The organism is Tritonibacter mobilis (assembly GCF_001681715.1).
Taxonomy (GTDB): Bacteria; Pseudomonadota; Alphaproteobacteria; order Rhodobacterales; family Rhodobacteraceae; genus Epibacterium; species Epibacterium mobile.
Genome location: NZ_LNWY01000014.1, coordinates 53794 through 80369, shown reverse-complemented (window position 1 = coordinate 80369; position 26576 = coordinate 53794). Strand labels below are relative to the sequence as shown.

Annotated in this window: 23 protein-coding genes; 9 read left to right on the top strand and 14 right to left on the bottom strand. The window is 57.2% G+C overall.

Features of this window, described 5'->3' with window-relative positions; all coding sequences use genetic code 11:
• The first annotated feature begins 109 nt into the window (after positions 1 to 109).
• Positions 110 to 2512 carry a GcvT family protein gene (locus tag UB90_RS13895; RefSeq protein ID WP_065324055.1) on the top strand — a complete coding sequence of 801 codons (2403 nt, stop codon included), beginning with the start codon at positions 110 to 112 and terminating at the stop codon, positions 2510 to 2512.
• 458 nt (positions 2513 to 2970) lie between these two features.
• Here UB90_RS13895 and UB90_RS13890 read toward each other — a convergent pair whose 3' ends face one another.
• Positions 2971 to 4194 carry an acyl-CoA dehydrogenase gene (locus tag UB90_RS13890; RefSeq protein ID WP_065321837.1) on the bottom strand — a complete coding sequence of 408 codons (1224 nt, stop codon included), beginning with the start codon at positions 4192 to 4194 and terminating at the stop codon, positions 2971 to 2973.
• Between the two features lie 95 nt (positions 4195 to 4289).
• On the opposite strand from UB90_RS13890, the gene UB90_RS13885 reads away from it, so the two are divergent.
• Positions 4290 to 5201, top strand: coding sequence for a LysR substrate-binding domain-containing protein (locus tag UB90_RS13885; RefSeq protein ID WP_065324056.1), 912 nt, complete (start codon positions 4290 to 4292; stop codon positions 5199 to 5201).
• Positions 5202 to 5278: 77 nt separating this feature from the next.
• Here the strand turns inward: UB90_RS13885 and phoB are convergent, their stop codons facing one another.
• From phoB to UB90_RS13830, 11 genes are all read right to left on the bottom strand, one after another.
• Positions 5279 to 5968 carry a phosphate regulon transcriptional regulator PhoB gene (phoB, locus tag UB90_RS13880; RefSeq protein ID WP_005615597.1) on the bottom strand — a complete coding sequence of 230 codons (690 nt, stop codon included), beginning with the start codon at positions 5966 to 5968 and terminating at the stop codon, positions 5279 to 5281.
• Positions 5969 to 5971: 3 nt separating this feature from the next.
• Positions 5972 to 6682 carry a phosphate signaling complex protein PhoU gene (phoU, locus tag UB90_RS13875; protein ID WP_005615600.1) on the bottom strand — a complete coding sequence of 237 codons (711 nt, stop codon included), beginning with the start codon at positions 6680 to 6682 and terminating at the stop codon, positions 5972 to 5974.
• Positions 6683 to 6698: 16 nt separating this feature from the next.
• Positions 6699 to 7496 carry a phosphate ABC transporter ATP-binding protein PstB gene (gene pstB, locus UB90_RS13870; RefSeq protein WP_065324057.1) on the bottom strand — a complete coding sequence of 266 codons (798 nt, stop codon included), beginning with the start codon at positions 7494 to 7496 and terminating at the stop codon, positions 6699 to 6701.
• Between the two features lie 14 nt (positions 7497 to 7510).
• Positions 7511 to 8878 carry a phosphate ABC transporter permease PstA gene (pstA, locus tag UB90_RS13865; RefSeq protein ID WP_065324058.1) on the bottom strand — a complete coding sequence of 456 codons (1368 nt, stop codon included), beginning with the start codon at positions 8876 to 8878 and terminating at the stop codon, positions 7511 to 7513.
• Positions 8878 to 10356: a phosphate ABC transporter permease subunit PstC gene (gene pstC / locus UB90_RS13860; RefSeq protein ID WP_065324059.1), complete on the bottom strand. Its 1479-nt coding sequence runs from the start codon at positions 10354 to 10356 to the stop codon at positions 8878 to 8880. Before pstC ends, pstA begins: the two co-directional genes overlap by 1 nt.
• A gap of 108 nt (positions 10357 to 10464) precedes the next feature.
• Positions 10465 to 11505: a substrate-binding domain-containing protein gene (locus UB90_RS13855; protein WP_065324060.1), complete on the bottom strand. Its 1041-nt coding sequence runs from the start codon at positions 11503 to 11505 to the stop codon at positions 10465 to 10467.
• 288 nt (positions 11506 to 11793) lie between these two features.
• Positions 11794 to 12834: a sensor histidine kinase gene (locus UB90_RS13850; RefSeq protein WP_065324061.1), complete on the bottom strand. Its 1041-nt coding sequence runs from the start codon at positions 12832 to 12834 to the stop codon at positions 11794 to 11796.
• Between the two features lie 53 nt (positions 12835 to 12887).
• On the bottom strand, positions 12888 to 14069 hold the full coding sequence (locus UB90_RS13845; protein ID WP_065324062.1) for a trans-sulfuration enzyme family protein: 1182 nt from the start codon (positions 14067 to 14069) through the stop codon (positions 12888 to 12890).
• Positions 14070 to 14071: 2 nt separating this feature from the next.
• Entirely contained in the window at positions 14072 to 14593 is a 522-nt protein-coding gene (locus UB90_RS13840) for a gamma carbonic anhydrase family protein (RefSeq protein WP_065324063.1), read from the bottom strand.
• The gene (gmk, locus tag UB90_RS13835) at positions 14590 to 15243 is read right to left on the bottom strand and encodes a guanylate kinase (RefSeq protein WP_005615620.1); all 654 of its coding nucleotides are present in this window, start codon (positions 15241 to 15243) and stop codon (positions 14590 to 14592) included. Before gmk ends, UB90_RS13840 begins: the two co-directional genes overlap by 4 nt.
• 16 nt (positions 15244 to 15259) lie before the next feature.
• Complete coding sequence (locus UB90_RS13830) at positions 15260 to 16156, bottom strand: YicC/YloC family endoribonuclease (protein ID WP_065324064.1); 897 nt, start codon at positions 16154 to 16156, stop codon at positions 15260 to 15262.
• A 242-nt stretch (positions 16157 to 16398) separates the two neighbouring features.
• Between UB90_RS13830 and UB90_RS13825 the strand changes: the two genes are divergently transcribed.
• The gene (locus UB90_RS13825; RefSeq protein WP_065324112.1) at positions 16399 to 17343 is read left to right on the top strand and encodes a PAS domain-containing protein; all 945 of its coding nucleotides are present in this window, start codon (positions 16399 to 16401) and stop codon (positions 17341 to 17343) included.
• 198 nt (positions 17344 to 17541) lie between these two features.
• Here UB90_RS13825 and UB90_RS13820 read toward each other — a convergent pair whose 3' ends face one another.
• Positions 17542 to 18912: a class II 3-deoxy-7-phosphoheptulonate synthase gene (locus UB90_RS13820; protein WP_009176907.1), complete on the bottom strand. Its 1371-nt coding sequence runs from the start codon at positions 18910 to 18912 to the stop codon at positions 17542 to 17544.
• Between the two features lie 201 nt (positions 18913 to 19113).
• Here UB90_RS13820 and UB90_RS13815 point away from each other — a divergent pair, with 201 nt between their 5' ends.
• On the top strand, positions 19114 to 20118 hold the full coding sequence (locus tag UB90_RS13815; protein WP_065324065.1) for a GlxA family transcriptional regulator: 1005 nt from the start codon (positions 19114 to 19116) through the stop codon (positions 20116 to 20118).
• A gap of 3 nt (positions 20119 to 20121) precedes the next feature.
• Here the strand turns inward: UB90_RS13815 and UB90_RS13810 are convergent, their stop codons facing one another.
• Positions 20122 to 21228: a PQQ-dependent sugar dehydrogenase gene (locus UB90_RS13810; RefSeq protein ID WP_065324066.1), complete on the bottom strand. Its 1107-nt coding sequence runs from the start codon at positions 21226 to 21228 to the stop codon at positions 20122 to 20124.
• 139 nt (positions 21229 to 21367) lie between these two features.
• On the opposite strand from UB90_RS13810, the gene UB90_RS13805 reads away from it, so the two are divergent.
• The 5 genes from UB90_RS13805 (at position 21368) to UB90_RS13785 (ending at position 26508) form a co-directional block, all read left to right on the top strand.
• Positions 21368 to 22561: an ABC transporter substrate-binding protein gene (locus UB90_RS13805; RefSeq protein ID WP_009176219.1), complete on the top strand. Its 1194-nt coding sequence runs from the start codon at positions 21368 to 21370 to the stop codon at positions 22559 to 22561.
• Positions 22562 to 22670: 109 nt separating this feature from the next.
• Complete coding sequence (locus UB90_RS23305) at positions 22671 to 23462, top strand: ABC transporter ATP-binding protein (RefSeq protein WP_005615641.1); 792 nt, start codon at positions 22671 to 22673, stop codon at positions 23460 to 23462.
• The gene (locus tag UB90_RS13795) at positions 23459 to 24172 is read left to right on the top strand and encodes an ABC transporter ATP-binding protein (RefSeq protein WP_065324067.1); all 714 of its coding nucleotides are present in this window, start codon (positions 23459 to 23461) and stop codon (positions 24170 to 24172) included. Before UB90_RS23305 ends, UB90_RS13795 begins: the two co-directional genes overlap by 4 nt.
• 3 nt (positions 24173 to 24175) lie before the next feature.
• A complete protein-coding gene (locus UB90_RS13790; RefSeq protein ID WP_005615646.1) occupies positions 24176 to 25186 on the top strand; it encodes a branched-chain amino acid ABC transporter permease in 1011 nt (336 codons plus the stop codon).
• Positions 25183 to 26508, top strand: a complete 1326-nt coding sequence (locus UB90_RS13785; RefSeq protein ID WP_065324068.1) for a branched-chain amino acid ABC transporter permease — start codon at positions 25183 to 25185, stop codon at positions 26506 to 26508. Before UB90_RS13790 ends, UB90_RS13785 begins: the two co-directional genes overlap by 4 nt.
• Positions 26509 to 26576: the final 68 nt, after the last annotated feature.

Genomic DNA, 26576 nt, shown 5'->3' with positions numbered 1-26576 from the left:
GAATGTTATTTTTCACCTACATTGACGGGATTTGTGATTTCATCAAGGCTTTTCGCGTGACCCACCCATCGGCAAGCAACATCTACTGCCGCAGAAATGGAACAAACTCATGTCCACCTCCCTTCCCGCTCATGCATCTGTCGTCGTCATCGGCGGCGGAATTATGGGGTGTTCGACCCTGTATCACCTCGCCAAGATGGGCGTGAATGATGCCATTTTGCTGGAGCGCAATGCACTGACATCCGGCACCACATGGCATTCTGCAGCCCAAGTGCGCGCCTTGCGTCATTCGCGCAATCTCACACGGATGATCCAATATTCGGTCGAGTTATACAGCCAGCTTGAGCGTGAAACCGGGCAAAACGTGGGATGGATTCAAAAAGGGTCATTGTCGCTCGCGACAAATCCGGACCGCCTTACCCACATCAAACGACAAGAGGCGCTGGCGCATGCTTATGGGATCGACGCAACCTCGATTTCGCCTGAAGAAGCCAAAGAGCGCTGGCCGTTGATGAACGCTGATGATGTGCTCGGCGCTGTTTGGTCACCGGACGATGGCCGCGTGTCGCCTTCCGATGTCTGCGCCGCCTTAGTTAAGGGCGCTAAGTTACTGGGCGCACGTATCTTTGAAAGAACAGGCGTCACTGGCATTCTTACGGAAAACGGGCGCGTAAAGGGAGTTGAAACCACGCAAGGTGTGGTGAAGTGTGACGCAATCGCGCTCTGTGCGGGGCTTTGGTCACGTGAGGTCGGGGCCATGGCCGGTGCGGAGGTCCCTGCCCTCGCTTGTGAGCATTTCTATCTGCTGACGAAGCCGATCGATGGGATCGAAGGAAACACGCCAACGCTGTCGGATCACGACAACCATCTTTACATCCGCGACGATTCTGGCGGCCTCCTCGTGGGGTGTTTTGAACCGATGGGCAAACCGATTGCGCCCGGCATCCTGGATGAGAGTTTCGAATTTGCTCTGTTGCCAGAGGATTGGGATCATTTCGAACCGATGATGCTCAACGCTCTACACCGCCTGCCCGCGCTGGAAACGGCTGAGGTTAAAATGCTGCTCAATGGGCCTGAGAGTTTTACACCGGACGGCACATTCATGTTGGGTGAAACTGCAGAAACCCGTGGGCTCTTCCTTGGCTGTGGCATGAACTCCGTTGGCATCGCATCGGGCGGTGGCGCGGGCATGAACCTTGCGCATGCAATCGTGCATGGCGCGCCCGCTTACGATTTGTCTGAGGCAGACGCCAAACGCTTTGCACCTGTCTTCAATTCGCTTGATCATCTGATGGCCCGAGCGCCAGAAATCCTCGGAACCCATTACGAAATCGCATACCCGGGCAAGCAGCTCTCAACCGCCCGGGATCTGCGCCCCCTGCCCGTCGATAGCGACTATCGTGCGGCTGGGGCGCAGTTTGGCCAAGTGTATGGCTGGGAGCGTCCGCTGTACTTTGGTAAAACCGCAGAACCAAAACTTCGGTTCGACAAGCCCGACTGGTTTGCCAATGTCGCCGCAGAAGTCGAGGCCGCGCACCAACGCGCTGCGATATTTGATGCCTCTTCCTTTGGCAAAATTGACGTAACGGGGCCGGACGCAGAGGCATTCCTTTTGCATGTTTGCGCAGGGCAAATGGCACGCGCGCCTGGATCTGTCATCTATACGGCGGTGTTGAATGAACGCGGCACCTTTGAGAGCGACATCACGGCGCAACGAATTGCAGAGGATCACTATCGCCTGTTTGTTGGAACCGCAGCCATAAAACGCGATAAGGCGTGGTTCCTGCTACACGGTGAGGGTTACGATGTAACTATCTGTGATACAACGGAAGAATACGCGACTTTTGGATTGATGGGGCCGGAGGCTGCGAAGATCGCTAGCGCGGTCGGTGCCGAAAGCCTGATGCAGATAAATTACTTCAAACATGGCGAAGCGACCATTGCCGGCCATCATATTCGGGCTGCGCGTCTATCTTATGTGGGCGAAGCGGGCTGGGAAATCACCTGTCGCGCCGCCCATGCACAAGATGTGTATCGCGCATTGACCCAAGCCGGAGCCGCGCCAGCGGGTCTTTATGCACAGACGTCGATGCGAATTGAAAAAGGCTTTTCCGCCATGGGGCATGAGCTGGACAGCGATGTCACTCCATTGGACGTTGGTCTAGGCTTTGCCCTGCGCAAATCTGGCGGCTATATTGGCGCAGAGGCTATTGAAGAGAAACGAAAAACTTCTGCCACACATCAAGTGGTATCGCTCATACTTGATGATCCAGATGCGGTGCCACTGGGGCATGAACCTGTTTATTCAGGAGATCAGATCATCGGGCACACCACCTCTTGTGCCTTTGGCTATCGGGTCGGACGTCCAGTTGCATTGGCATTTTGCAAAGCCGGGTTCGTCGGTGGTGATCAGGTTGATGTCAATATCGCAGGGCAAAAGTTCACGGCAACTGTGCATCTGGGCGCGCTGTTTGACCCCAAAGGCAGTCGGATGCGCAATATGGACGAGTGATGAACCGGACCGCGAGGGTCGCGCTGGCTCTCGCCCTTCAATTTTGCAGGTGTTTCTCTATCAGCCGTGTCAGGGTTACGGAAAAGATGCAGAGGCTGTTAACTGAATGGCGGAGGGGCGTAGCGCCACTCGCACTGCTGGTTTTGCGACAATGCCCGACCGCAGCCCTAACAAATCCTAAATCACGGAATTTGCAAAAAATGACGTGCGACGATGTCAATGATGAGGTTATGCAGCCATGAACGCAAATCATACTGCGCACCCTTAAGAAAGATTAACAGCGCTCCCAATTCGCTAAGGAGTTTCAGGCCGCGCTGTTAACCCGAGCATTAAGGTCTCATCGAGAGGCTTGTTCTGCAATTGGAATTGCTGGGCGGGCGTCATAAGGGAACCCCCGCAAAATGACCGCCCCTGCATAATTGCAAGGGCGGTTTTGCATTATTGTGTCGCGTTAAGGTTTAGAAAAACGCCTGCAGACCGGTTTGCGCGCGTCCGAGGATCAGCGCGTGCACATCATGGGTGCCTTCATAGGTGTTCACCGTCTCAAGGTTCATCATGTGCCGGATCACTTGGAACTCGAGGCTGATGCCGTTGCCACCATGCATATCGCGCGCATGACGGGCGATTTCCAACGCCTTGCCGCAGTTGTTGCGCTTCACGATGGAGATCATCTCCGGCGCCGCGTTGGCCTCATCCATCAGTCGTCCAACACGCAGAGAGGCTTGCAGGCCAAGCGCGATTTCGGTTTGCATATTGGCAAGTTTCAACTGAAACAGCTGCGTGTTCGCCAAGGGGCGGCCAAACTGGTGGCGATCAAGACCATATTGGCGAGCGGCGTGCCAGCAGGCCTCCGCCGCGCCCATGACGCCCCAGCTGATGCCATAGCGTGCCCGGTTCAAACAGCCAAACGGCCCTTTCAAACCTTCGACATGCGGCAGCAACGCATCTTCACCGACCTCGACACCGTCCAGGACGATCTCACCGGTGATCGATGCACGCAGAGACATTTTCTGCTGAATTTTCGGTGCGGACAGGCCCTTGGTGCCTTTTTCCAGCACAAACCCGCGGATTTTGCCGCCATGCGCTTCAGACTTGGCCCAAACGACGAACACATCCGCGATTGGTGAGTTCGAGATCCACATCTTGGAGCCAGTGAGCCGGTAGCCGCCATCTGTTTTTTCGGCGCGGGTTTTCATTCCGGCGGGGTCAGAGCCGGCGTCCGGTTCCGTCAGGCCGAAACAGCCGATCCACTCGCCAGATGCCAGTTTCGGCAGGTACTTTTGACGCTGCTCTTCGCTGCCATAGGCATAGATGGGATACATCACCAGCGAGCTTTGAACCGACATCATCGAACGGTAGCCGCTATCCACGCGCTCCACTTCGCGCGCGACCAGCCCGTAGGACACATAGCCACCGCCCAGTCCACCGTACTCCTCGGGGATCGTGGTGCCCAGCAACCCCATCTCGCCCATTTCGCGAAAGATCTCGGGATCGGTCTGCTCGTTCTCATAAGCGTCAGTCACGCGGCTTTGAAGTTTTTCCTGTGCATAGGCGCGAGCAGACGCTTCGATCATGCGTTCATCTTCGGTCAGCTGATCGCTAAGGCGCAAGGGATCGTCCCAGCTGAAGCGGCCAAGGTCAGGTGCATCTTTTGCGCGAAGGGTAGGTTTGTCATCCAGCATGGGGACCTCCTGTGAAAGTGTTGACGAGACCTTAAGCTCGTGAAGCTGCAAAAAACAGCGAGACTTTCGCAATCACATATGACAATACCTCATACATGTCTGTGCCTCGCCGTTTCCTTCCCTCCATTGCCTCGCTGCGTGCGCTCGAAGCGCTGGACCGGCTGGGCAGTGCGTCTGCAGCTGCGGCGGAGTTGTCGCTGACGCAAGGTGCCGTTAGCCGTCAGTTGCAAGCACTCGAGCGGCAGTTGGCCGTAGAACTGGTGGTGCGCGAGGGAAAATCCCTGTCATTGACACCTGATGCGACGGCCTATGCCGAAGAGGTGCGCTATGCATTGGATCGAATTGCTAAGGCAACGCTCCAGCTGCAATCTGCGCCTCTGGCCGGAAGCCTCAATCTTGCGATATTGCCTGCCTTTGGCATGCGTTGGTTAATGCCGCGCCTACCGGAGTTTTCCCGTCGTCACCCGGATGTGACAATCAATATGTCCACGCGCTTGGCTCCGTTTAACTTCGCATCAGAGAGCTTTGATGCGGCAATACATTTTGGAAACGCGGATTGGCCAGGAACACAGGCGCTGTTGCTAAAGCACGAACAGCTTGTCCCTGTGTGTTCGGCGGATTTGGCGGGTCGTGCCAAAATCGAGGCACCCCGAGATATCCTCTCCCTGCCCTTGCTGCACATCCAGACCCGCCCGCATGCGTGGTCAGATTGGTTTGCACGACAGAATGTGCCTACTGACGGAAATCTTGGCGGCACGATCTATGATCAATTCTCCACCATTAGCCAAGCCGCGCTGCATGGCTTGGGCGTCGCTTTGATGCCTGATTATCTGGTGGAGCAGGATCTGGCGACGGGTCGCCTGGTTGCGCTTCATCATGCCTCAGAGGACATAGGCGGCGCGTATTATCTGGTCTGGCCAACTTCGAAGTCCCGTCATAGTGGCCTGTCCCAGTTTCGGGAATGGCTCGCCGGGCAGGCTCAACCCGAAGATCCGTTGCCAAGATAGATCAGCCGGATGTAACGACGGCTCCGGAAATTCCGAAGCCGTTAGAACTCATTACGCAAACATATTGATGTAGGATTCTAGCCGAGGGCGTAGCCTGCGCCGCGCACGGTTCTGACCGGATCGTCGCCGCCATGCTGGGTCAGCGCCTTGCGCAAACGCCCGATATGGACGTCGACAGTGCGGGTATCCACGTAGATGTCCCGTCCCCAAACACGGTCCAACAACTGCTCGCGGCTCCAAACCCGACCCGGTTTTTCCATAAAGGTAGACAGCAGGCGGAACTCAGTCGGGCCCAGCTTCAGTGGTTGCTCAGATCGGCTCACCTTATGCGTTTCCGCATCCAGAATGATGTCGTCGAACTCCAGCCGCATACCGACCGTGGCAGGACGGACCCGCCGCAACTGCGTGCGCACCCGCGCCATCAACTCGATCACGGAATAGGGTTTTACCACGTAATCGTCCGCGCCTGTTTCCAGTCCGCGCACTTTATCTACCTCTTCAGAGCGCGCCGAGAGCATGATGATCGGAATCCCACGCGTATCAGTGCGTGTTTTCAGGCGACGACAAATCTCAATCCCGGTGAGATTGGGCATCATCCAGTCCAGAACGATAATGTCAGGCATATCCTCTTCAACGAGCAACAATGCCTCTTCGCCATTTTCCGCCTTGATCACCCGAAAGCCGTCGGCTTCCAGATTATAGGCCAGCACTTCACGCTGAGCCAGTTCGTCCTCGACGACCAGAACAGTGGGCTGATCGACTGCCATAGCTTAGATCTCCTGCGTCGTGACCGACGTGGTGTCGGCTTTAGCACGCTCTTCTTCGGGTTTGTTGCCGGTCACCAGATAGACAACCTGCTCGGCAATCGCGGTGACATGGTCGCCCATGCGTTCGATGTTTTTTGCAATAAAATGCAAATGCATACAGGATGTAATGTTACGCGGATCTTCCATCATATGGGTCAGGAATTCCCGGAACAGAGCGTTATACATCTGGTCCACATCGCGGTCACGATCAATCACGTCGCGGGCCAATTCATCGTCGCGCTGGATGTAGCTATCGAGCGCATCCTTGAGCATCAGCTCGACCTCGCGCGCCATCCGGCGCAGGGCTGCTGCGCTGTCGGCAACGGCCGGGCTTTGGGCCAGAACGCCGGTGCGTTTTGCCATGTTCTTGGCGTAGTCACCGACACGCTCCAGATGGCCCGAGATTTTGATAACGCTCAGTACCACGCGCAAATCAACCGCGGCGGGCGCACGAATGGCGATGACACGCGCTGCATCCTCGTTGATCAGTTCCTCAAGGCCGTCGATCGCCGCATCGTCTTTGACCACTTTTGCTGCGAGTTCTTCATCGCGGGCCTCAAGTGCGCGAGCGCCTTCCATGATGGCTGCCTCAACAAGGCCGCCCATCTTCATGATCCGGGCCTGAATGGCCTCTAGATCGCGGTCGAATGCAGATGCAATATGTTGTTCAACCATTTGATATTTCTCCAACTTAGCCGATACGGCCAGTGATGTAGCTTTCGGTGCGCGGATCTTCTGGGTTGGTAAAGATCTGACCAGTTGGGCCGAACTCCACAAGGTTGCCGAGGTGGAAGAACGCGGTCTTCTGGCTCACACGGGCGGCCTGTTGCATGGAGTGCGTCACAATCACGACCGAGTAGTTTTCGCGCAGCTCGTCGATCAGTTCTTCGACCTGGGCGGTGGCGATTGGGTCAAGCGCGGAACAGGGCTCGTCCATCAGCAGAACCTCAGGTTCGGTGGCAACGGCGCGTGCGATACACAGGCGCTGCTGCTGCCCCCCAGAAAGACCTGTTCCGGGGGAATGAAGACGGTCTTTGACCTCATCCCAGATCGCGCCGCGACGCAGAGATTTCTCAACGATTTCATCCAATTCCGCCTTGTTCTTTGCAAGGCCGTGAATGCGCGGGCCGTAGGCCACGTTGTCATAAATCGACTTCGGGAACGGGTTTGGCTTTTGAAAGACCATACCGACCTGAGCGCGCAGTTGAACCGGGTCGACGCGCTTGTCGTAGATGTCTTCGCCTTCCAGCAGGATATCGCCCGTCACGCGGCAGATATCAATCGTGTCGTTCATACGGTTCAAGCAGCGCAGAAACGTCGACTTGCCGCAGCCCGATGGGCCGATAAAGGCGGTGACGGTCTTGTCCTCGATCTCGACGTTGACGTCTTTGATGGCATGGCTGTCGCCGTAATAGACGTTGACGCTATTGGCTGCGATCTTGGTACGTTGGGTTTCCACGGTGCTATCCATTGCTGTCATATCGTTCATTGTAGTGCCCCCTCTTACCAGCGGCGTTCAAATCGGCGGCGCAAGATCACGGCCAGTGTGTTCATGGTGATCAGGAAGACCAGCAGAATGATGATACCGCCCCAGGCACGTTCGTAAAACGCCGGGTCAGCGCGCTTGGCCCACTCATAGATCTGCGCGGGCATGGCAGAATTGGGTGAAAGCAGGCCTGAGGCAATGCTATCCGGTGCGTTTGAGGCGATGAAGCCCACCATGCCGATCAGCAGAAGCGGTGCGGTTTCGCCAAGCGCTTGCGCCAGACCGATGATGGTTCCGGTCAGAATGCCCGGTGCGGCCAACGGCAGGACATGGTGAAACACCGCCTGCATTTTGGACGCACCAACACCAAGCGCGGCATCACGGATAGACGGCGGAACCGCCTTCAGCGACGCGCGGGTAGAGATGATGATGGTCGGCAGCGTCATCAAGGTCAGAACCAGCCCCCCCACCAGCGGCGCAGAGGTCGGCAGGTGCATGTAGTTGATAAAGACCGCAAGCCCCAGAATACCAAACACAATCGACGGAACCGCCGCGAGGTTTGAGATATTCACTTCGATGATGTCGGTGAGCCAGTTCTGCGGTGCGAACTCCTCCAGGTAGATCGAGGCCGCCACACCAATAGGCAATGCCAGCGCCAGCACCACAAACATCATAAAGAGCGAGCCCAGCATGGAGACCCCCATGCCTGCGGCTTCGGGGCGCGCGTCCGATGCATCCGCGCCGAGAATAAAGTCGAGATTGAAGGTCTTCTCGATCACATCCGCTGCGACAAGCGCATCCACCAGATCGAGTTGCTCGGCAGAGATGTTCTTGTCGTTCTCAATACTATCACGGCTCACGCGCCCTTTCAGATAACCGTCAACGCGGCTCTGAGCGAGGAAGCGGAATTCGACCGTTTTGCCGATCTCGTCGGGGTTGGCGATGACAAATTCGCGCAAGGTTGCTGCGGCGTCCTTGGACAGAAGCCCAGCCATGTCTTTGCCCTTGAGCGGTGTTTCGACACCCAGCTCGGTCACTTTCGTCTCTACGGCGTTGCGGATGATCGGGGCATATCCGAAGGTGGTGACCTTCTTGATGTCGTCCAGATCGCGGTTGCCGTTTTTGTCGAGTTTCTCTTCCAAAAGCTCCACCTGAAGCGTGATGAAAGTCTGCTGGAAGGCGCCTAAGCCTTTGCTGAAGATGGTCGTCACAAGAACCACCAGCATCAACAGGCCGACCGCAATGGCCGCGATGCCATAGGCCTTGAACCGGGCCTCGGCGGCGTTGCGGCGCTTGGTGCGATCCGTCAGTTCGAGCAGGGAGTTGCCATGTTTGCGAGGCATAGGGACGTCTCCGGAGGCGGGAGTTTGGCTATGATCGGTCATCAGTCGTACTGCTCCCGATATTTGCGCACGATATAGAGCGCGAGAACATTAAGGCCGAGGGTCAGCACAAAGAGAGTCAGACCAAGGGCAAAGGCGACCAGCGTTTCGGGGCTGGCAAAGTCAGTATCACCCGTCAGCTGGCTGACGATCCGGGTGGTGATTGTTGTCATGGAGTCCAGCGGGTTGAGCGAGAATTTCGCAATCGCCCCTGCCCCCATAACCACAATCATGGTCTCGCCAATCGCGCGTGAGGCGGCCAGCAGGACGGCACCGACAATACCAGGAAGCGCTGCGGGCATGACCACCTGACGAACGGTCTCGGATCTGGTTGCGCCCAGACCCAGAGAGCCGTCGCGCATCGCCTGAGGCACCGCGTTGATGATGTCATCCGAAAGCGACGACACGAAGGGAATGAGCATGATGCCCATCACCACGCCTGCGGTCAGAACAGAGGTTGCGCCACTCATCCACTCGACCCCAAGGATGCCGTTTTCGCCCTGACCAAAGAACCGCACAAGTGCTGGACCGACAGTCAGAAGCGCAAAGAGGCCATAAACAATGGTCGGGATACCGGCGAGGATCTCCAGAAGTGGTTTTGCAAAAGAGCGCGTTGTTTTGCTGGCGTATTCGCTGAGATAGATCGCTGCAAACAGACCGATTGGAACAGCGACCAGCAATGCGATCACTGAAATATAGAGTGTACCCCACAGAAGCGGCAGGATCGACAGATCCGAGTCGCCGCGGAAGTTTGGTGCCCATGTGCCGCCAAAGAAGAAGTCGGTCCAGGAATGCAGCGAGAAGAAGTTGCGTGTCTCAAACAGCATCGACAACACAATACCAATGGTGGTCAGGATCGCGAGCGAGGCTGCAAGGATCAGCAGCGCCAGAATGCCTTGCTCGACCACATTGCGGGCACGAAAATCCTTGTGTGTGCGGCCATAAGACCAGCCAAACCCACCCAGCGCGACCAAGGCAACCATCACGGTCATTGCAATATTGCCGGTGTTCGAAAGGGTCCGGTAGGTTTGAGCGGCGCGCAGCACTTCGGGGCGCACATCCGCGCCAAGGGCCACGCCGATTTCGCCCAGACGTCCGCGCACATCAGAAAACTCACTGCGCAGATTGCGGGCCTGTTCTTGGGTCATTGCCCCTTCGGCCACCGCCAGATCAAGCCCTTCGGCGACCCGACGCACGTCACTCATAACGAGGCCAATGGTGGACCCTTCAGAAATTGTTTCTTCGGGGATCATACTTGATACCCGCTGATCAATGATCATTGGCTGCACCAGCAACCAAATTGCAAGAAGTGCGAGCGCTGGCACCAAGGCCGAGAGCGCCACGTTGTGCCCGTAGTAAGAGGGCAGCGAGTGAAGGTCCTTGGAGTTTCCGCCAGCGGAAACCAGAGCGCGATTGCGGCCGAGGAAGAAACCGGCGACCGACAGTGCGATCAGGGCGAGGACAAGCCAGAAGGTGGGCATCAAGAGCTCCGTTTGACGGTGCAAATTAAGGGGAAACAGGTTTGCTTTTGATACGAAAGGCCGGGACGTATGATCCGCCCCGGCCTGGTTTAACCGTGCGCGGGGCTCTTAGGAGTTGCCGCCCATGGTTGCTTCAGAAGCAACAGCTTCCTGAGTTTTTGCCAGTTCCGGGTCAGCAACAAGGCCGTACTCGGAGAGCGGGCCGTCGGGGCCTGCAACTTCATCAGAGACGAAGAACTCAGCATATTCTTTCAGGCCGGGGATCACGCCGATGTGGGCTTTCTTCACGTAGAAGAACAGCGGGCGGGAGACCGGGTATTCGCCAGTTGCGATCGACTCGGTGGAGGGAACGATACCGGACATGGTTGCGACTTGCAGCTTGTCGGTGTTGTTCTCGTAGAAGGCCAGACCAAAGACGCCGATGCCGTCTTTGTTGGATTCGATACGTGCGAGGGTCTCGGTGTAGTCGCCGTCGATATCCACAGACACGCCGTCGGTGCGCAGAGCGATACAGGCTTTCTCAGCTGCTTTCTCGTCGCCGCCATTGGCTTCTTTGAACAGCTCAAACGCGCCGGTTTCTTCGCAGCCTGCGAGGATCACTTTTTCTTCGAACACTTCACGGGTGCCGTGCTTGGTGCCGGGGATGAACGCCTGAATGGCCTGTGCCGGGAAGTCGCCGTTCACGTCAGCCCAGGTTTTGTTCGGGTTGTCGACCAGCTTGCTGTCAACGGAAACTTTGTCGGACAGTGCCAGGAACCAATCGGTCGGGGTGAATTCGAACCCGTTGCCGTTGATGTCGGAGGCGAACACGATGCCATCATAGCCGATGCGGACTTCGATGATGTCGGTCACGCCAGCTTCGGCACAGGCCTTGATCTCTTTTTCTTTGATCGCGCGGGAGGCGTTTGCAACGTCGATGGTGTTCTCACCAACGCCTTCGCAGAAACGCTTAAGGCCAGCAGAGGAGCCGCCGGATTCGACAACCGGTGTCGGGAAGTCAAAGTTCTCGCCAAAGGCTTCCGCAACGATCGAAGCATAAGGCAGAACGGTGGAGGAGCCTGCGACCTGCACCTGATCACGCGCAGCAGCTGCGGTGGCCGATACGGCGGCGATGGCCAGGGTGGATGCGGTCAGTTTCACAAAGGACATTGAAGTCTCCATGAGTTTAAGAAGTTTACGATCACCCCCAAGATGATCTTGAGCCCCTCCTAGAAGGCTCAGATGTGGCTTTTGTGACAGCTGTGTAACAGCTGTATGACAACCGCAGCCCTGAAGTGAAAAAAAACCGAAACACTTGGTCCGCCGCCCGGCAATGTTGAATGAAACACGTATTACGTGCGTCGTGCACGCGATCTGATTGATTAACCCATTGTCACAAAATGGCAGATTTGCCCTCTTGGGGCATGTGAAGTGGGCGTGATCGAGGTCGCGACAGGTTTATTGCGGCAAGATGACCGTGAAGGTCGCGCCTTTTCCCAGATCGCTTTCGACCCGCAAGCGTCCGCGGTGGCGATTGATGATGTGTTTCACAATCGCAAGCCCAAGCCCCGTCCCGCCCAGCTCGCGCGAGCGGTGGTTGTCGGCGCGGTAAAACCGCTCCGTCAGGCGTGGCAGGTGCACTGGATCAATACCGGGGCCATCATCTATCACCTGTACCCGCACCGCAGGACATCTGAGCGCCGGATCGCGATCCAGCGCCGTAAGAGAGACAGTGACATTCTCACCACCGTATTTCAGCGCATTCTCGATGAGATTGGTGAAAACCTGCTGAATCTGGTCGGGGTCCGCCGGAATTTCAATCGGCATATCTGGCGCGTCCAGAGTGAGGTTGCGACCACCGCTCTCTGCGATGGGACCGAGTGATTTGATGGTAGAGCTAAGATACGCCACCAGATCTATACGCTCTTTGGGGCGCACACGCTCTTCGCTCTCAACCCGGTTCAGCGACAAAAGATCGCCGACCAGCCGGTTCATGCGGCTGGCTTCGCCTTCCATGATTTCAAGGAAACGATCCCGCGCATTGGCGTCGTCACGGGCCGCGCCGCGCAGCGTTTCAATGAAGCCCATCAATGCAGTCAGAGGCGTGCGCAGCTCATGGCTGACGTTGGCGACAAAATCACGACGCATCTGGCTGGCGTGCTCGCGATCTGTGATGTCGTCAAAACAGATCAGCACCGCACCGCCATTGACCGCTCCAACGCCGGGAACATAGCGCAATGTGACCTCAAAGGTGGTATCTTGCGCGCCGTCATTGGACAGATGCCGCGCCGTGCGCGGTTTGCGATCCAACAGACAGGACTCGATTGCGGCGGTCACATTGGGTTGCCTCAGGATGGTGGCAAAATGGCGCCCGATCACCTGAGGGCCAAGCAGGGTTGCGCCTTCGACATTTGCCGCAATCAAACGCTCAGTCTGATCGATCAGAACGGCAGGCATCGGAAACGCGGCCAGCAGCCCGTCGATCAGCTCTTGCGACATGATTTTTTGCCTCGTCATTGCGTCGTGACGGCCTTCTTAGGGTTTGAATGTAACTATGACATGGCAGAGTTGATTGCTGCCTCAAAGATCGCGCAAAGCGTGTCTGGGTCTTCCAGCCCGACCGACACGCGAAAGAACCCCTCGTGCAGACCAAGTGCTGCGCGATATTCCGGAGTGAGGGCGCGGTGTGACGAAGAGGCCGGGTGCGAGAGCGTGGTGCCCACATCCCCAAGCGTCGGCGCAAAGGACAGCCCTTCGGCCCCGCGGGTAAACGCATTGGCCGCCTCGCGACCGCCGTCGAGTTCAAAGCTCACCATGTTGCAGCCCTTGCCCTTCAATAGCGCCTGCGCGCGGGCATGATCCGGGTGGTCCTGGCGCGTCGGGTAAATGACGCGCTTCACCCCCGGCAGCCCAGCGATGTGATCGGCCAGACGCGCTGCCGTGGCCTCGGCGCGGTCAAAACGCAGATCAAAGGACAACAGCCCCCGCTCTGCCAACCAGCAATCAAACGGGCTCGGCGTCATACCGGTGGTGACGGAAAACACCCGCATCCGATCATTGAGCGCGGGGTCCTTGGCCACCACATAACCCAGCATCACGTCGGAGTGGCCCGCAAGCAGTTTGGTGACGGAGTGGATGACAATATCCGCGCCATGCTCAAACGGTTTGAACGCGCGAGGCGTGGTAAAGGTGTTGTCCACCGCCAGCAGAATGCCGTGTTCCCGGCACAGCGCGGCGATTCCGTCGATGTCGGCCACCGCAAGCGTTGGGTTCGACACCGCCTCCACCAGAATGAGCTTGGTCTCTGGGCGGATCGCGGCGCGGATTGCATCGACGTCGCCGGGATTGGCCAGAGACGTGTTGATCCCCAGACGCGGCAGGTCTTCTTTCATCAGCCGCAGCGAACGCCCATAAAGCTGATCGCCACCGATGACATGATCACCTGTCTGCAACAGCCCCATGAGTACTGCGGAGACTGCCGCCATACCGGAGCCGGTCACAACGCCCCCGGTTGTGCCCTCCATGTCATCAAGCCGCCGCGCGATCACATCGGCGTTGGGATGCCCCTCACGGGAATAGGTATAGCCATGCACGCGGCCCTCATATTGATCGTCCAGCGCATCCGGGGTTTCGGACGCATAGACCACCGAGGGGCTGAGCGGAGTCACCACAGGATGGCTTGCACTCTCAAGCAGACCATGCGGGCGGATCACGGAGGGGCGGGAATTCTTCACGGTCAAATCTCCTTCAGCTCCGCTTTGAAACGGCGCATGTTTTCCTGATAGTGCACGGCGCTGGCGGTCAAATTGGCGACGAGGGCGGCATCCACCTCGCGCACCACCTTACCCGGTGCGCCCATGACCAGAGAATTATCAGGAATTTCCTTGTTCTCCGTAATCAGCGCGCCCGCCCCGATCAGACAGTTTTTGCCAATCTTGGCGCCGTTCAGGATGGTCGCCCCCATCCCGATCAGGGAGTTCTCGCCAATGGTGCAACCATGCAGCATGACCTTATGGCCAATGGTGCAGTTTTCGCCGATGGTCAGCGGATAGCCTGCGTCGATATGCATGACCACGTTTTCCTGCACATTGGAGCCACGCCCGATGCGGATTTCCTCGTGATCGGCGCGGATGGTGACGCCGAACCAGACCGAGGCCCCCTCTTCCAGCACAACTTTGCCAATCAGATTGGCATCCGGGGCAACCCAGGTATCTGCGTGGATTTGCGGGCGGTGTTCACCAAGCGCGTAGATGCTCATGACAGATCCTCAAATTCCTGTTGCAGGGTGCGGGCGTGTTCGATCAGCGAAGGCTGTTGAATGCGGCGCAGGCGGGTGGCCGTGATGATCGTCTTCAGTGCCTCTTCGGTCTCATCAAGATCCTCGTTGATCAGCACATGATCGTAGGAGCCCCAGTGCGAGATCTCGTCCCAGCTCTTTTGCATGCGGCGTTGGATGGTCTCGGCATCATCCTGCCCCCGGCTTTCCAGGCGACGACGCAGTTCGGTGATGGAGGGCGGCAACAAGAAGATCGACAGCGTGTGTTTGCCGAGATCCGAATTGGTGATCTGCTGCGCGCCCTGCCAGTCAATGTCGAATAGCACATCGCGGCCTTCATTGATGGCCTTCTGCACCGGCCCCTTGGGTGAGCCGTAGAAATTACCGAACACATGCGCATGTTCCAGCATCTCGCCATCTGCCACGTCATGTTTGAACGAATCCACCGACACAAAGTGATAGTCCTGCCCGTCGACCTCACCGGGGCGCGGCTGCCGTGTGGTGGCCGACACCGAAAAGCTGATGTCGCTGTCCCAGGCCCGCAGCCGCTTGGCCAATGTTGATTTCCCCGCACCGGAGGGAGAAGACAGGATAATGAGAAGGCCCCGTCGCTGTGCTTTTGAGTGTGCCATAATGAGGGTGCTCTCCTTATTCTATGTTTTGAACCTGCTCGCGCATCTGGTCGATCACGGTTTTGAGTTCCAATCCCACCTCGGTCAAGGCCGCGTTCTGCGCCTTTGAACAGAGTGTGTTGGCCTCGCGGTTGAATTCCTGCATCAGAAAGTCGAGCTTGCGTCCCACCAGACCGCCCTGCCCGATCAGTTTTCGCGCGGCAGCCACATGGGCCACCAGCCGGTCGAGTTCTTCGGTCACGTCGGCTTTTACTGCGATCAATGCGAGTTCTTGGGCCACGCGATCCGCATCTGCGCCGTCGCTGTTGCTCATCACGCGCGCGAGATTGGCTTGGAGCGTTTCTTTGATCTGGACCTCTCGATCCGCTGCGCGCTGGGCTGCGGCATCGGTCAGGGCCTCAATCCGCGAGAGCTGCTCTGTCAGCACCGCGTGCAGAGCCGCACCTTCACTCGCACGCATGTTAATAAAGTCGGCCAAAAGTGAGTCGAATTCGGATAGGAGCCGCTTAACCAGATGTTCGGATTCATTCTCCGCTGTGGCCTGTTCCAATACCCCGCGCATCTGAAGGATATCGGTCGCGCGCACCGGAGCGAGTTGCAATCCCACCTGCGCCGCCTGTGCTTGTGTGGCAGCAATGGCGGCCAGCATCGCCTCCATCGCAGCCGCGTTGATATGGAGTTGCCCCTTGCAATCCTCCGCGCGGCCAAGGCGCAGACCAACAGTCACATTGCCGCGACCAAGTTTTTTGGACGCGCGGGTTTTTATTTCGTTTTCAAGGCCTTCTAGCCAATCTGGAACCCGGACGCGCACGTCCAGCCCCTTGGCGTTTACAGACCTGATATCCCAGACCCATGTATATGCGCCCTCCGCGCCCTGCCCGGAGGCAAATCCCGTCATCGAATGCAAAGTCATCTGTGACCCTCCTGCATCCTGAATACAGTGGCACAGAGCGGGGTCAATGGCCGGGCGTATGCCCGCACACTGCAAAGGCAGAGACCGCCTATACCAAAGTGTTAACCATTGATTAAACTATTGGTCCAAACTTTATTCAGATTGTGTCATGTTAACTCCAAGGTAACCACTTCGGCGTTAACACTTGGGCATGGGCCTCTTGCCAAGTTTCGATGCTGGAACCGGATGCAGAGGACAAGATAATGATTTTTCGCGGTCACGACGGCGCAGACAAGAAGACAGGGTTGGATAAAGTGGTAGCAATGGATCGCTTTCGCACACGCTCAAACGTGTCGCCTCTGCGTCAGGCCGAGGCTTATTGGACTGCTCTGCGTCGTGGCGACGACATTCCCAGCCGCTCGCAGGTTGATCCGCGTGGTCTGGAAAATATCCTCAGCCAGACTTTCATTCTGGAGCGCGTTGCACCGGGGATCGCACGTTTCCGTCTTGCTGGTCAGAAGGTCAACGAACTGGCCGGAATGGAAGTTCGCGGCATGCCTCTGACCGCATTCTTCACCGCCGAGTCACGCAAGACCGTCAGCGCCGCGCTGGAACATATGTTCGACGATCCCTCCATTCTGGAGTTTGATCTGCACACTGAGGCAACACGCCTTCGCGGTAGCCGCACTGCCAAGATGATCCTGCTGCCACTGCGCAGTGATCTGGGCGATGTAAGCCGCGCGCTGGGTGTGATGGTTTCCGAAGGCGGGGCAAGCCGCGTTTCGCAGCGCTTCCTCGTCGACAATTGTGAGATTCGCAAAATCACCAAAAACGAGCAATCGAAGGCTGCTCCGGAGTTCAAAGCGACGCCTCGGGTGTCCGATCCGCACCTGCAGGACATGTCACAGCGTGATTTGACCAATAAAACGCCGCAAACGGACGGCTTTGGTGAACCGCGTTCAACTTTTGAGCGTAAATCCACCAGCTTGATGGATGAGGCCCGTTCTTTGTTGGATCGCGCCCGCCGCGAAAACAAGGATGCGTTGAAATCCACGCGCTCGCCCTCTCGCTCGGACGCAAAACCCGCGCCGGTCGCGCTGGAAACCGTCTCGACGACAGAAGCCGAAAAACTGGTGTCGCGCCCGCCTCGCGGTGGCAAGCTCAAGAATGGCGCACCACACCTGCGCCTTGTGGTTTCGCGGGACTGATTACTAAAATTCGAATCGAAAGCACCGAGAATTAGCTTAAGTTTCAACCTACTGGACATAGACGTTGAAGCATTGACGCCCGGACGCAGAACGCGTTCCGGGTGTTCTTTTTTGAGTATGACGCAAATCGAGAACGGTCACAAAAAAACGGCCCGCAAAAAATGCGAGCCGTTGAGTTTGAAGGAAAGCCTGCGCGCGTTAGATCGCGGCGCGAGAATCGTCAGGCGTCCGAAGACGTGACAGCTCTTCCGCCACAAGGAACGCCAGTTCCAGAGATTGATCGGCATTCAGACGCGGATCACAGGCTGTATGATACCGATCGCTGAGATCTTCGTCGGTCACCTCGCGTACGCCACCTGTGCATTCGGTTACGTCCTGACCGGTCATTTCAAAATGAACACCGCCCGGAATTGTGCCCTCGGCCTGATGAACGCCAAAGAAGTCACGCACCTCACGCAGCACCGATTCAAACGGGCGCGTTTTGTAGCCGCTTGCGGATTTGATCGTGTTGCCGTGCATCGGATCACAGACCCAAGTAACCTTGGCACCCTCGTCCTTTACCGCTTGTACAAGCCGGGGCAGATGATCTGCAACTTTGCCTGCGCCAAAACGTGCGATCAGGGTCAGCTTGCCTTCTTCGTTCTCAGGATTGAGCTTTTGCATCAATACCTTGAGGTCGTCGGCTGTGGTGGTTGGACCGCATTTCAGACCAATCGGATTCAGCACCCCACTGCAGAATTCGACATGCGCGCCATCGGGTTGGCGCGTACGGTCACCGATCCAGATCATGTGACCAGATCCCGCCAGCCATTTTCCAGAGGTGGAATCAAGACGGGTCAGCGCTTCTTCATATTCGAGCAACAAGCCCTCGTGGCTGGTGTAATATTCCACCGTCTGCAGCGTGTGCGCGTTGTCCTTGGTCACCCCTGCCGCTTTCATGAAATCAAGCGTATCGGTGATCCGGTTCGCCATGTCACGATAGGCTTCGGCTTTATCGCCTTCGGTAAAACCCAGCGTCCACGCGTGGACCTGATGCACATCTGCATACCCACCGGTAGAGAAGGCACGGATCAGGTTCAGCGTTGCGGCAGCCTGCGTGTAGGCCTGCAGCATTTTCTTCGGGTCGGGAATGCGCGCTTCGGGGGTGAAAGCCAGCTCGTTGATGATGTCCCCACGATAGCTCGGCAGTTCGACCCCATTGATGGTCTCCGTTGGGGCGGAACGTGGCTTGGCAAATTGACCAGCCATACGGCCAACTTTGACCACCGGCACCTTTGCGCCATAGGTCAGAACCATCGCCATCTGCAGCATCACCTTAAAGGTATCGCGAATGCCATCGGCGCTGAATTGTTCAAAGCTTTCCGCACAATCGCCGCCCTGAAGCAAGAACGCCTCGCCCCGGCCGGCTGCGCCGAGTTGCGCCTTCAGGCGGCGCGCTTCGCCTGCAAAAACCAGTGGCGGATACTTGGCCAGCTGCGCTTCGACAGAGTGCAGTGCATCCTGGTCGGTATAGTCCGGCATCTGGACCCGCGGCTTGCTGCGCCAGTTCGATTTTTGCCAGTTGCTCATGGTTTTCACTCCGAAAATGACTTTGGAACCGTGATTTACGAAAGAAGCGTATACATAAGAGCGCTAACAGTGGCCAGTTTAGAATTTCCACATCTTGACCCGGACGCTATCCTGTGAGCAGGTTTCCCGAATTCGCGGCCTCCGTGTCGCGTGGCTTTCCCAGCTCCGTCTAAAAAGACCCGATTTGTAAGGACCCGAGCCATGCAAACCAAGCCAGAGACGCTTCCTGAACTGACTTCGGGCGGTAAACATCGCCGGTTTACGTTTGTCCTTCTGGATCAGTTCACATTGCTGTGCTTCTCCGCTGCGATGGAATCGCTGCGTATTGCCAACCGGATGGCTGGGCGGGAGCTCTATTCGTGGAACCTCGTCGGTGAAGGTGGCGAAACCGTCACCTGTTCTGCCGGGACGGTGTTTCAGGTGGATTCTGATTTTTCCGAGCTTCAGCGCGATGACACCATCATGGTGTGTGGCGGGATCGAAGTTCAGAAAGCGACCTCGAAGCGGGTTTTGTCATGGCTTCGGCGCGAGGCGCGCAAGGGGCTGACGATCGCCGGACTTTGTACTGCGTCCTACACGCTGGCCAAAGCGGGCTTGCTGGATGGGAAACGTGCGACAATCCACTGGGAGAACTCTGACAGTTTTGCCGAAGAATTCGAGGACGTTGATCTGACCAAATCGGTCTTTGTGATTGATGGCAACCGTCTGTCGACTGCGGGTGGGACCTCCTCGATCGATCTGATGCTGAAGATCATCGCCGACGATCATGGCGAAGAACTGGCAAATCTGGTGGCGGATCAGCTGATCTATTCATCGATCCGGACCGATCAGGACACCCAGCGACTGTCGATCCCTACGCGTATTGGTGTACGCCATCCGAAACTCTCGATGGTGATCCAGATGATGGAGAAAAACATCGAAGAGCCCATCAGCCCGTCGGTTCTTGCTGAGGATGTCGGCATGTCCACCCGTCAGTTGGAACGGCTGTTTCGCCGCTACCTGAACCGCAGCCCCAAGCGCTACTACATGGAACTGCGCCTGCAAAAGGCCCGTAACCTGTTGATGCAGACAGATATGAGTGTGATCAACGTGGCGCTGGCCTGCGGGTTTGCCTCCCCGTCGCATTTTTCCAAATGTTACCGGGCACATTATGACACAACGCCCTATCGCGAGCGTGGCAGCAAAGGTGTGCGTCAGATCACCTGACGTCTACTCTGGGGTGATCCTGTAAAGGGCCCCCTCATACTCAGATGCGAACCAGATCGCGCCATCCGGGGCTTCGCGGATGTCACGTATACGGCCTGTCTCGGGGGATTGCAGCTTTTCTACTTCCTGCAGCTTTGTTCCGGACAGCCTCGATATGTAATCGAACTTCAGCGATCCGACAAAGATGTCGCCACGCCATTTTGGCCACAGCGCGCCAGAATAGATCAACATTCCAGACGGCGCGATTGAAGGGTCCCAATACCATTCTGGCTGATGCAAGCCCGGTTTGGCGCTGCCTTCGCCAATCTTGAGGCCGGAATAATGCCTGCCATAGGATATCACCGGCCAGCCATAATTTGCACCGCGCTCAATCCGGTTCACCTCATCGCCACCTCTCGCACCGTGTTCGACCGCCCAGATATTGCCCTTCGCGTCCATCGCCATGCCCTGCGGGTTTCGATGGCCATAAGACCAGATTGCAGGACGTGCGCCCGCAACATCGACAAAGGGATTATCACTGGGAATACGCCCATCCGGCAGAATGCGGATGATTGATCCTTGCTCGCGCGCCAGATCCTGCGCGCTGGGACGGTCGCCGCGCTCTCCGAGGCTTACAAACAGGCTGCCATCCTGCGCTTCGAGCACGCGAGAGCCAAAATGACGCCCCCCGCGCGCACCGGGTGTGGCCTCAAATATCACTTTGATATCCTCGAATCGTGTGGCATCGGAACTAAGCCGCCCACGCGCCACAGCGGTTCCGGCACCGCGTCCCTGTGGGCGTGAGAAAGTCAGGTAAACAGTCCGGCTTTGGGGAAAGTCCCGCGCGGCCACAACGTCGAGCAAACCACCCTGCCCGTCAGCCGCAACATTTGGCACGCCTTTGACCTGATGACGCCTATCACCTTTCAGGTACCAAAGTTGCCCGGCTCGTTCTGTTACCAGCATCGCACCGTCGGGCAGGAAGGTAAAAGCCCAAGGAACATCAAAGCCATCCGCCATTTTTTCAACCCGCAGTTCACCTTGCGAGCTTTCCATTGCGATTGCGGAAATGGACTGCAGGATGGTGGCTCCAAACGTGAGTGCCGCGATCACGGCAAAGGGTCGTAGCATTGGCTTTCTCCTTTGATGCAGAGGTGTTAGCGCAGACAATGTAACGTAACAAAAAGCCTGTCTGATCGCTCTTCCCTTTCCTGCGGGGCTTGCATAGGGTTCCTCTCGAACAACATTGTTCCAACAAGGGAGTTTTCAAATGAAAAAACTGCTGACCGCGACTGCAGCCATCGCATTGAGCGCTGGCACCGCGTTTGCAGAGGGCCAACCCAAGGAAGTCAAACTCGGCATCCTGTTTGGCTTCACCGGCCCGATCGAATCTCTGGCACCGACCATGGCGTCTGGCGCCGAACTCGCCATGTCCGAGGTCTCCGAGTCCGGCAAACTGTTCGATGGCGCAACAGTAACGCCGCTGCGCGCAGATACCGGATGTATTGATAACGGTCTCGCTACTGCAAACGCCGAAAAGCTGATCGCTGAGGGTGCAAGCGGCATCGTGGGTGGCGACTGCTCCGGTGTGACCGGTGCGATCCTGCAAAACGTCGCGATCCCGAACGGCATGGTGATGATTTCTCCTTCCGCAAGCTCGCCGGGTCTGACCTCTATGGAAGACAACGGTCTGTTCTTCCGCACCACCCCCTCGGACGCCCGTCAGGGCGAGATCATGGCGTCGATTCTTGCTGATCGCGGCGTCGATAGCATCGCCATCACCTACACCAACAATGACTACGGTAAGGGTCTGGCGGATTCGATCCAGTCGTCCTTCGAAGCCGCTGGCGGTGAAGTGACCATCGTGACCGCACATGAAGATGGCAAAGGTGACTATTCTGCCGAGGTCGCGGCGCTGGCATCTGCGGGTGGCGACATCCTTGTGGTTGCGGGCTACCTGGATCAAGGTGGTTTGGGCATCATTCAGGGTGCGCTCGATACCGGTGCATTCGACACCTTCGGCCTGCCCGACGGCATGATCGGTGATTCGCTGCCGACAAACGTCGGTTCGGACCTCAACGGCTCCTTTGGTCAGATCGCAGGTTCCGACAGCGAAGGTGCCGAAATCTTTGCGGGCAAGGCTTCTGAGTTGGGCTTTGACGGCACCTCCGCTTATTCCCCGGAATCCTATGATGCGGCAGCACTTTTCCTGCTCGCGATGCAGGCATCCGGTTCGGTTGATCCCAAAGATTACGTCTCCAAGATCACCGAAGTCGCCAACGCCCCGGGTGAGAAAATCAACCCCGGTGAGCTGGGCAAAGCGCTCGAAATTCTCGCCAACGGCGGTGAAATCGACTATGAGGGCGCGACCGGCGTGAACCTCATCGGTCCCGGCGAGAGCGCAGGCTCCTTCCGTGAGATCGAAGTTCAGGACGGAAAGAACGTGACGGTGAAATTCCGCTAAGGCGGGCCATCTTCGCACATTAGAGATCTGATCAGCCCGGGAGCCGCAAGTGCCTCGGGCTGTTCCAAATAAAAGGGCCGCGAAATATGACGGCAGGGGATTACATGACATGATCGTCGTCGAGGATTTGCATAAGCACTTCGGCGGGTTCCACGCGGTGGACGGCGCTTCGCTGGAAATCGCCAAGGGCTCCATTACTGGTTTGATCGGACCAAACGGTGCGGGAAAAACCACTCTTTTCAACGTGGTGGCAGGGGTTCTTCCTCCCACGTCAGGCCGAGTCCTGATGGATGGTGAGGACATCACGGGCCTGCCACCGCATGAGCTGTTCCACAAAGGATTGCTGCGCACCTTCCAGATCGCGCATGAGTTCTCCTCGATGACCTGCCGCGAGAACCTGATGATGGTTCCGGGCAATCAATCGGGTGAGACGCTGTGGAACACATGGTTCGGACGCAAGCGCATCGCTGATGAGGAACGCGCCCTGCGCGCCAAGGCGGATGAGGTGCTGGAGTTCCTCACCATCAGCCATATTGCGGACCTCAAGGCAGGTGAAATCTCTGGCGGCCAGAAAAAGCTGCTGGAACTTGGCCGCACCATGATGGTCGACGCCAAGATCGTCTTCCTTGACGAGGTAGGCGCAGGTGTAAACCGGACGCTGCTTTATACTATTGCCGATGCCATCAAGCGCCTCAACGAGGAGCGCGGCTACACCTTCGTGGTGATCGAGCATGACATGGAATTCATCGGCCGTCTGTGTGACCCGGTGATCGTCATGGCCGAAGGCAAGAAACTTGCCGAAGGCACGCTGGATGAGATCAAGGCAAACGATCAGGTGATCGAAGCTTATCTCGGCACGGGTCTGAAAAACAAAGATAAATTGCAAGGGGCTGACGCATGAGCGAACCCTTTTTGATTGGTGACAGCATGACGGGTGGCTATGGCAAAGGGCCGGACATCCTGCATGACTGCACCATCGCCGTGAACCCCGGCGAGATCGCTGTCATCGTCGGCCCCAATGGCGCTGGTAAATCCACCGCGATGAAAGCCGTATTTGGCATGCTGAACGTGCGATCTGGCGCGGTGCGTCTGGGCGGTGAGGATATCACCACACTCAGCCCGCAAGAACGCGTGATCAAGGGCATGGGTTTTGTTCCACAAACGAGCAATATCTTCACCTCAATGACGGTCGAAGAAAACCTTGAGATGGGCGCCTTCATCCGCACTGACGATTTTTCCGACACGATGGATCAGGTCTATCACCTGTTTCCGATCCTGAAGGACAAGCGCCATCAGGCGGCCGGAGAGCTGTCGGGCGGTCAGCGCCAGCAGGTGGCCGTGGGCCGCGCGCTGATGACCAAACCCAAGGTTTTGATGCTCGATGAGCCGACCGCTGGCGTGTCGCCTATCGTGATGGATGAGCTGTTTGACCGCATCATCGAGGTGTCCCGCACCGGGCTACCGATCCTGATGGTTGAGCAAAACGCCAAACAAGCGCTTGAAATCGCAGACAAAGGCTATGTTCTGGTGCAGGGCGCAAACGCCTATACGGGCACCGGGCAAGAGCTTTTGGCCGATCCCGAAGTGCGCAAATCTTTCCTGGGAGGCTAAGAGATGGATTTCCTCAACGCCTTCGTGGCGCTTTCAAACTTCGTTCTCATCCCCGGCATCGCCTATGGCAGCCAGTTGGCACTCGGGGCGCTCGGCGTGACGCTGATCTACGGGATCTTGCGGTTTTCTAACTTTGCCCATGGCGACACCATGGCCTTTGGCACCATGGTTGTGATCCTGTTCACTTGGTTGTTCCAATCCTGGGGCATCTCTGCTGGCCCATTGCCAACTGCGCTTCTGGCGCTGCCCATCGGCATCGTGGCAACCATGGCGCTGGTGCTGGTCACCGATAAGGCCGTGTTCAAATTCTACCGCGAACAAAAGGCCAAGCCTGTGGTCTTCGTGATGGTGTCACTTGGTGTGATGTTCATGATGAACGGTCTTGTACGGTTCATTATTGGCCCTGGTGATCAGCGTTTTGGCGATGGTGAGCGCTTCATCATCAAGGCAGGCACGTTCAAGAAAATGACCGGATTGGACGAGGGTCTTGCCATCAAGACCTCGCAAGGGATCACGGTGGTCACTGCGATCATCGTCGTGGCGCTGCTGTTCTGGTTCCTCAATAAAACCCGTACCGGCAAATCCATGCGGGCCTATTCTGACAATGAGGATCTGGCGCTGTTGTCGGGCATCAACCCTGAGCGCGTTGTGATGATCACATGGCTGATCGTGGCGGCGCTGGCGACGATTGCCGGCACGCTCTATGGGCTTGATAAGTCTTTCAAACCCTTCACTTACTTCCAGCTGCTGCTGCCAATCTTTGCCGCCGCCATCGTCGGTGGTCTTGGCAGTCCACTTGGCGCGATTGCCGGTGGTTTTGTGATCGCCATGAGCGAAGTCATGATCACCTATGCGTGGAAAAAAGTAGGTGGTTACATCCTGCCAGAAAGCCTTGAGCCAGAGGGGCTCGCGCAGCTTCTGAGCACTGATTACAAATTCGCGGTCTCCTTTGCGATCCTTGTTGTTGTGCTGCTGTTCAAACCCACCGGCATCTTCAAAGGAAAAGCGGTATGAGCGATACGTTGAAACATACGCTTCTGTTCGCCTTCGTCGGCCTTTTGCTGCTGCTGGAGGGAACCACAACAGCGTTCGGAGTCTTTTCCGGATCTTGGAACTCGTCACTGACCATCCTCAACATGGGATTGATCTCCGCCATCATGGCGCTCGGGGTGAACCTGCAGTGGGGCTTTGCCGGGCTGTTTAATGTTGGCATTATGGGGTTCACCGCACTTGGTGGTCTCGCCGTGGTGTTGACATCCATGTCGCCCACACCGGGCGCGTGGGAGGCTGGTGGTCAGCGCATTCTACTGGCGCTGGTTCTAGGGGCTGCAACCATTGCGGCGGCAATCTATACCTATCGAAAGTTGGCCGCTGGTCTGACCCGGACTGTCGCAATGCTTGCGATCCTGATCATCGGCTTTGTGATCTATCGTGCGGTGCTCGACCCCGGTGTCGCCGCCGTCGAGAGCATCAACCCAGCGCTCGAAGGCAATATCGGCGGTCTCGGTCTGCCAGTGTTGCTGGCCTGGCCTCTGGGTGGTCTGCTGGCGGCGGGTGTTGCATGGATGATCGGCAAGACCGCGCTTGGTCTGCGTTCGGATTATCTGGCAATTGCGACGCTTGGGATTGCCGAGATCATCATTGCGGTGCTCAAGAATGAGGACTGGCTGTCGCGCGGAGTGAAAAACGTGGTCGGACTACCGCGTCCCCTGCCCTATGAGGTTGATTTGCAAGGCGATCCCGCCTTTGTGGAAAAGGCAGCCTCTTGGGGGCTGGACGCCACCACGGCTTCAACGCTTTATGTCAAGCTTGGCTACTCCCTCATGTTCACGGCGGTCCTGCTGGTGCTGTTGTGGATGGCGCAGATGGCGCTCAAGAGCCCATGGGGCCGGATGATGCGCGCCATCCGCGACAATGAGGTCGCGGCCAATGCAATGGGCAAACATGTCACCCGTCGGCACCTGCAGATCTTCATCCTCGGCTCTGCCATCTGTGGCGTCGCCGGTGCGATGATGACCACGCTCGACAGCCAATTGACCCCCGGCACCTATAACCCGCTCCGGTTCACCTTTCTGATCTGGGTGATGGTGATTGTGGGTGGTTCCGGCAATAACTTCGGCTCTGTCCTTGGTGGGCTTTTGGTCTGGTTCCTTTGGATCAAGGTGGAACCCATGGGCGTCATGCTGATTGAATTGGTGACCTCTGGCATGTCGGAAGACAGTGGCCTGCGCGCACATCTGTTGGAGAGCGCTGCACATATGCGTCTCTTTACTATGGGACTGGTGCTGTTGCTGGTGCTGAGGTTCAGCCCACGCGGTCTGATACCCGAGAAATAAAGCTCCGGACACAGAGCAAACGACAAAAAACGCCTGCCGATAGCATATCGGCAGGCGTTTTGCGTTCC

Bases quoted from the DNA above. Each gene is read 5' to 3' on its own strand.
- UB90_RS13895 (WP_065324055.1), top strand. From the start codon at position 110: ATGTCCACCTCCCTTCCCGCTCATGCATCTGTCGTCGTCATCGGCGGC.
- UB90_RS13890 (WP_065321837.1), bottom strand. From the start codon at position 4,194: ATGCTGGATGACAAACCTACCCTTCGCGCAAAAGATGCACCTGACCTT.
- UB90_RS13885 (WP_065324056.1), top strand. From the start codon at position 4,290: ATGTCTGTGCCTCGCCGTTTCCTTCCCTCCATTGCCTCGCTGCGTGCG.
- phoB (WP_005615597.1), bottom strand. From the start codon at position 5,968: ATGGCAGTCGATCAGCCCACTGTTCTGGTCGTCGAGGACGAACTGGCT.
- phoU (WP_005615600.1), bottom strand. From the start codon at position 6,682: ATGGTTGAACAACATATTGCATCTGCATTCGACCGCGATCTAGAGGCC.
- pstB (WP_065324057.1), bottom strand. From the start codon at position 7,496: ATGAACGATATGACAGCAATGGATAGCACCGTGGAAACCCAACGTACC.
- pstA (WP_065324058.1), bottom strand. From the start codon at position 8,878: ATGACCGATCATAGCCAAACTCCCGCCTCCGGAGACGTCCCTATGCCT.
- pstC (WP_065324059.1), bottom strand. From the start codon at position 10,356: ATGCCCACCTTCTGGCTTGTCCTCGCCCTGATCGCACTGTCGGTCGCC.
- UB90_RS13855 (WP_065324060.1), bottom strand. From the start codon at position 11,505: ATGTCCTTTGTGAAACTGACCGCATCCACCCTGGCCATCGCCGCCGTA.
- UB90_RS13850 (WP_065324061.1), bottom strand. From the start codon at position 12,834: ATGTCGCAAGAGCTGATCGACGGGCTGCTGGCCGCGTTTCCGATGCCT.
- UB90_RS13840 (WP_065324063.1), bottom strand. From the start codon at position 14,593: ATGAGCATCTACGCGCTTGGTGAACACCGCCCGCAAATCCACGCAGAT.
- gmk (WP_005615620.1), bottom strand. From the start codon at position 15,243: ATGGCACACTCAAAAGCACAGCGACGGGGCCTTCTCATTATCCTGTCT.
- UB90_RS13830 (WP_065324064.1), bottom strand. From the start codon at position 16,156: ATGACTTTGCATTCGATGACGGGATTTGCCTCCGGGCAGGGCGCGGAG.
- UB90_RS13825 (WP_065324112.1), top strand. From the start codon at position 16,399: ATGATTTTTCGCGGTCACGACGGCGCAGACAAGAAGACAGGGTTGGAT.
- UB90_RS13820 (WP_009176907.1), bottom strand. From the start codon at position 18,912: ATGAGCAACTGGCAAAAATCGAACTGGCGCAGCAAGCCGCGGGTCCAG.
- UB90_RS13815 (WP_065324065.1), top strand. From the start codon at position 19,114: ATGCAAACCAAGCCAGAGACGCTTCCTGAACTGACTTCGGGCGGTAAA.
- UB90_RS13810 (WP_065324066.1), bottom strand. From the start codon at position 21,228: ATGCTACGACCCTTTGCCGTGATCGCGGCACTCACGTTTGGAGCCACC.
- UB90_RS13805 (WP_009176219.1), top strand. From the start codon at position 21,368: ATGAAAAAACTGCTGACCGCGACTGCAGCCATCGCATTGAGCGCTGGC.
- UB90_RS23305 (WP_005615641.1), top strand. From the start codon at position 22,671: ATGATCGTCGTCGAGGATTTGCATAAGCACTTCGGCGGGTTCCACGCG.
- UB90_RS13795 (WP_065324067.1), top strand. From the start codon at position 23,459: ATGAGCGAACCCTTTTTGATTGGTGACAGCATGACGGGTGGCTATGGC.
- UB90_RS13790 (WP_005615646.1), top strand. From the start codon at position 24,176: ATGGATTTCCTCAACGCCTTCGTGGCGCTTTCAAACTTCGTTCTCATC.
- UB90_RS13785 (WP_065324068.1), top strand. From the start codon at position 25,183: ATGAGCGATACGTTGAAACATACGCTTCTGTTCGCCTTCGTCGGCCTT.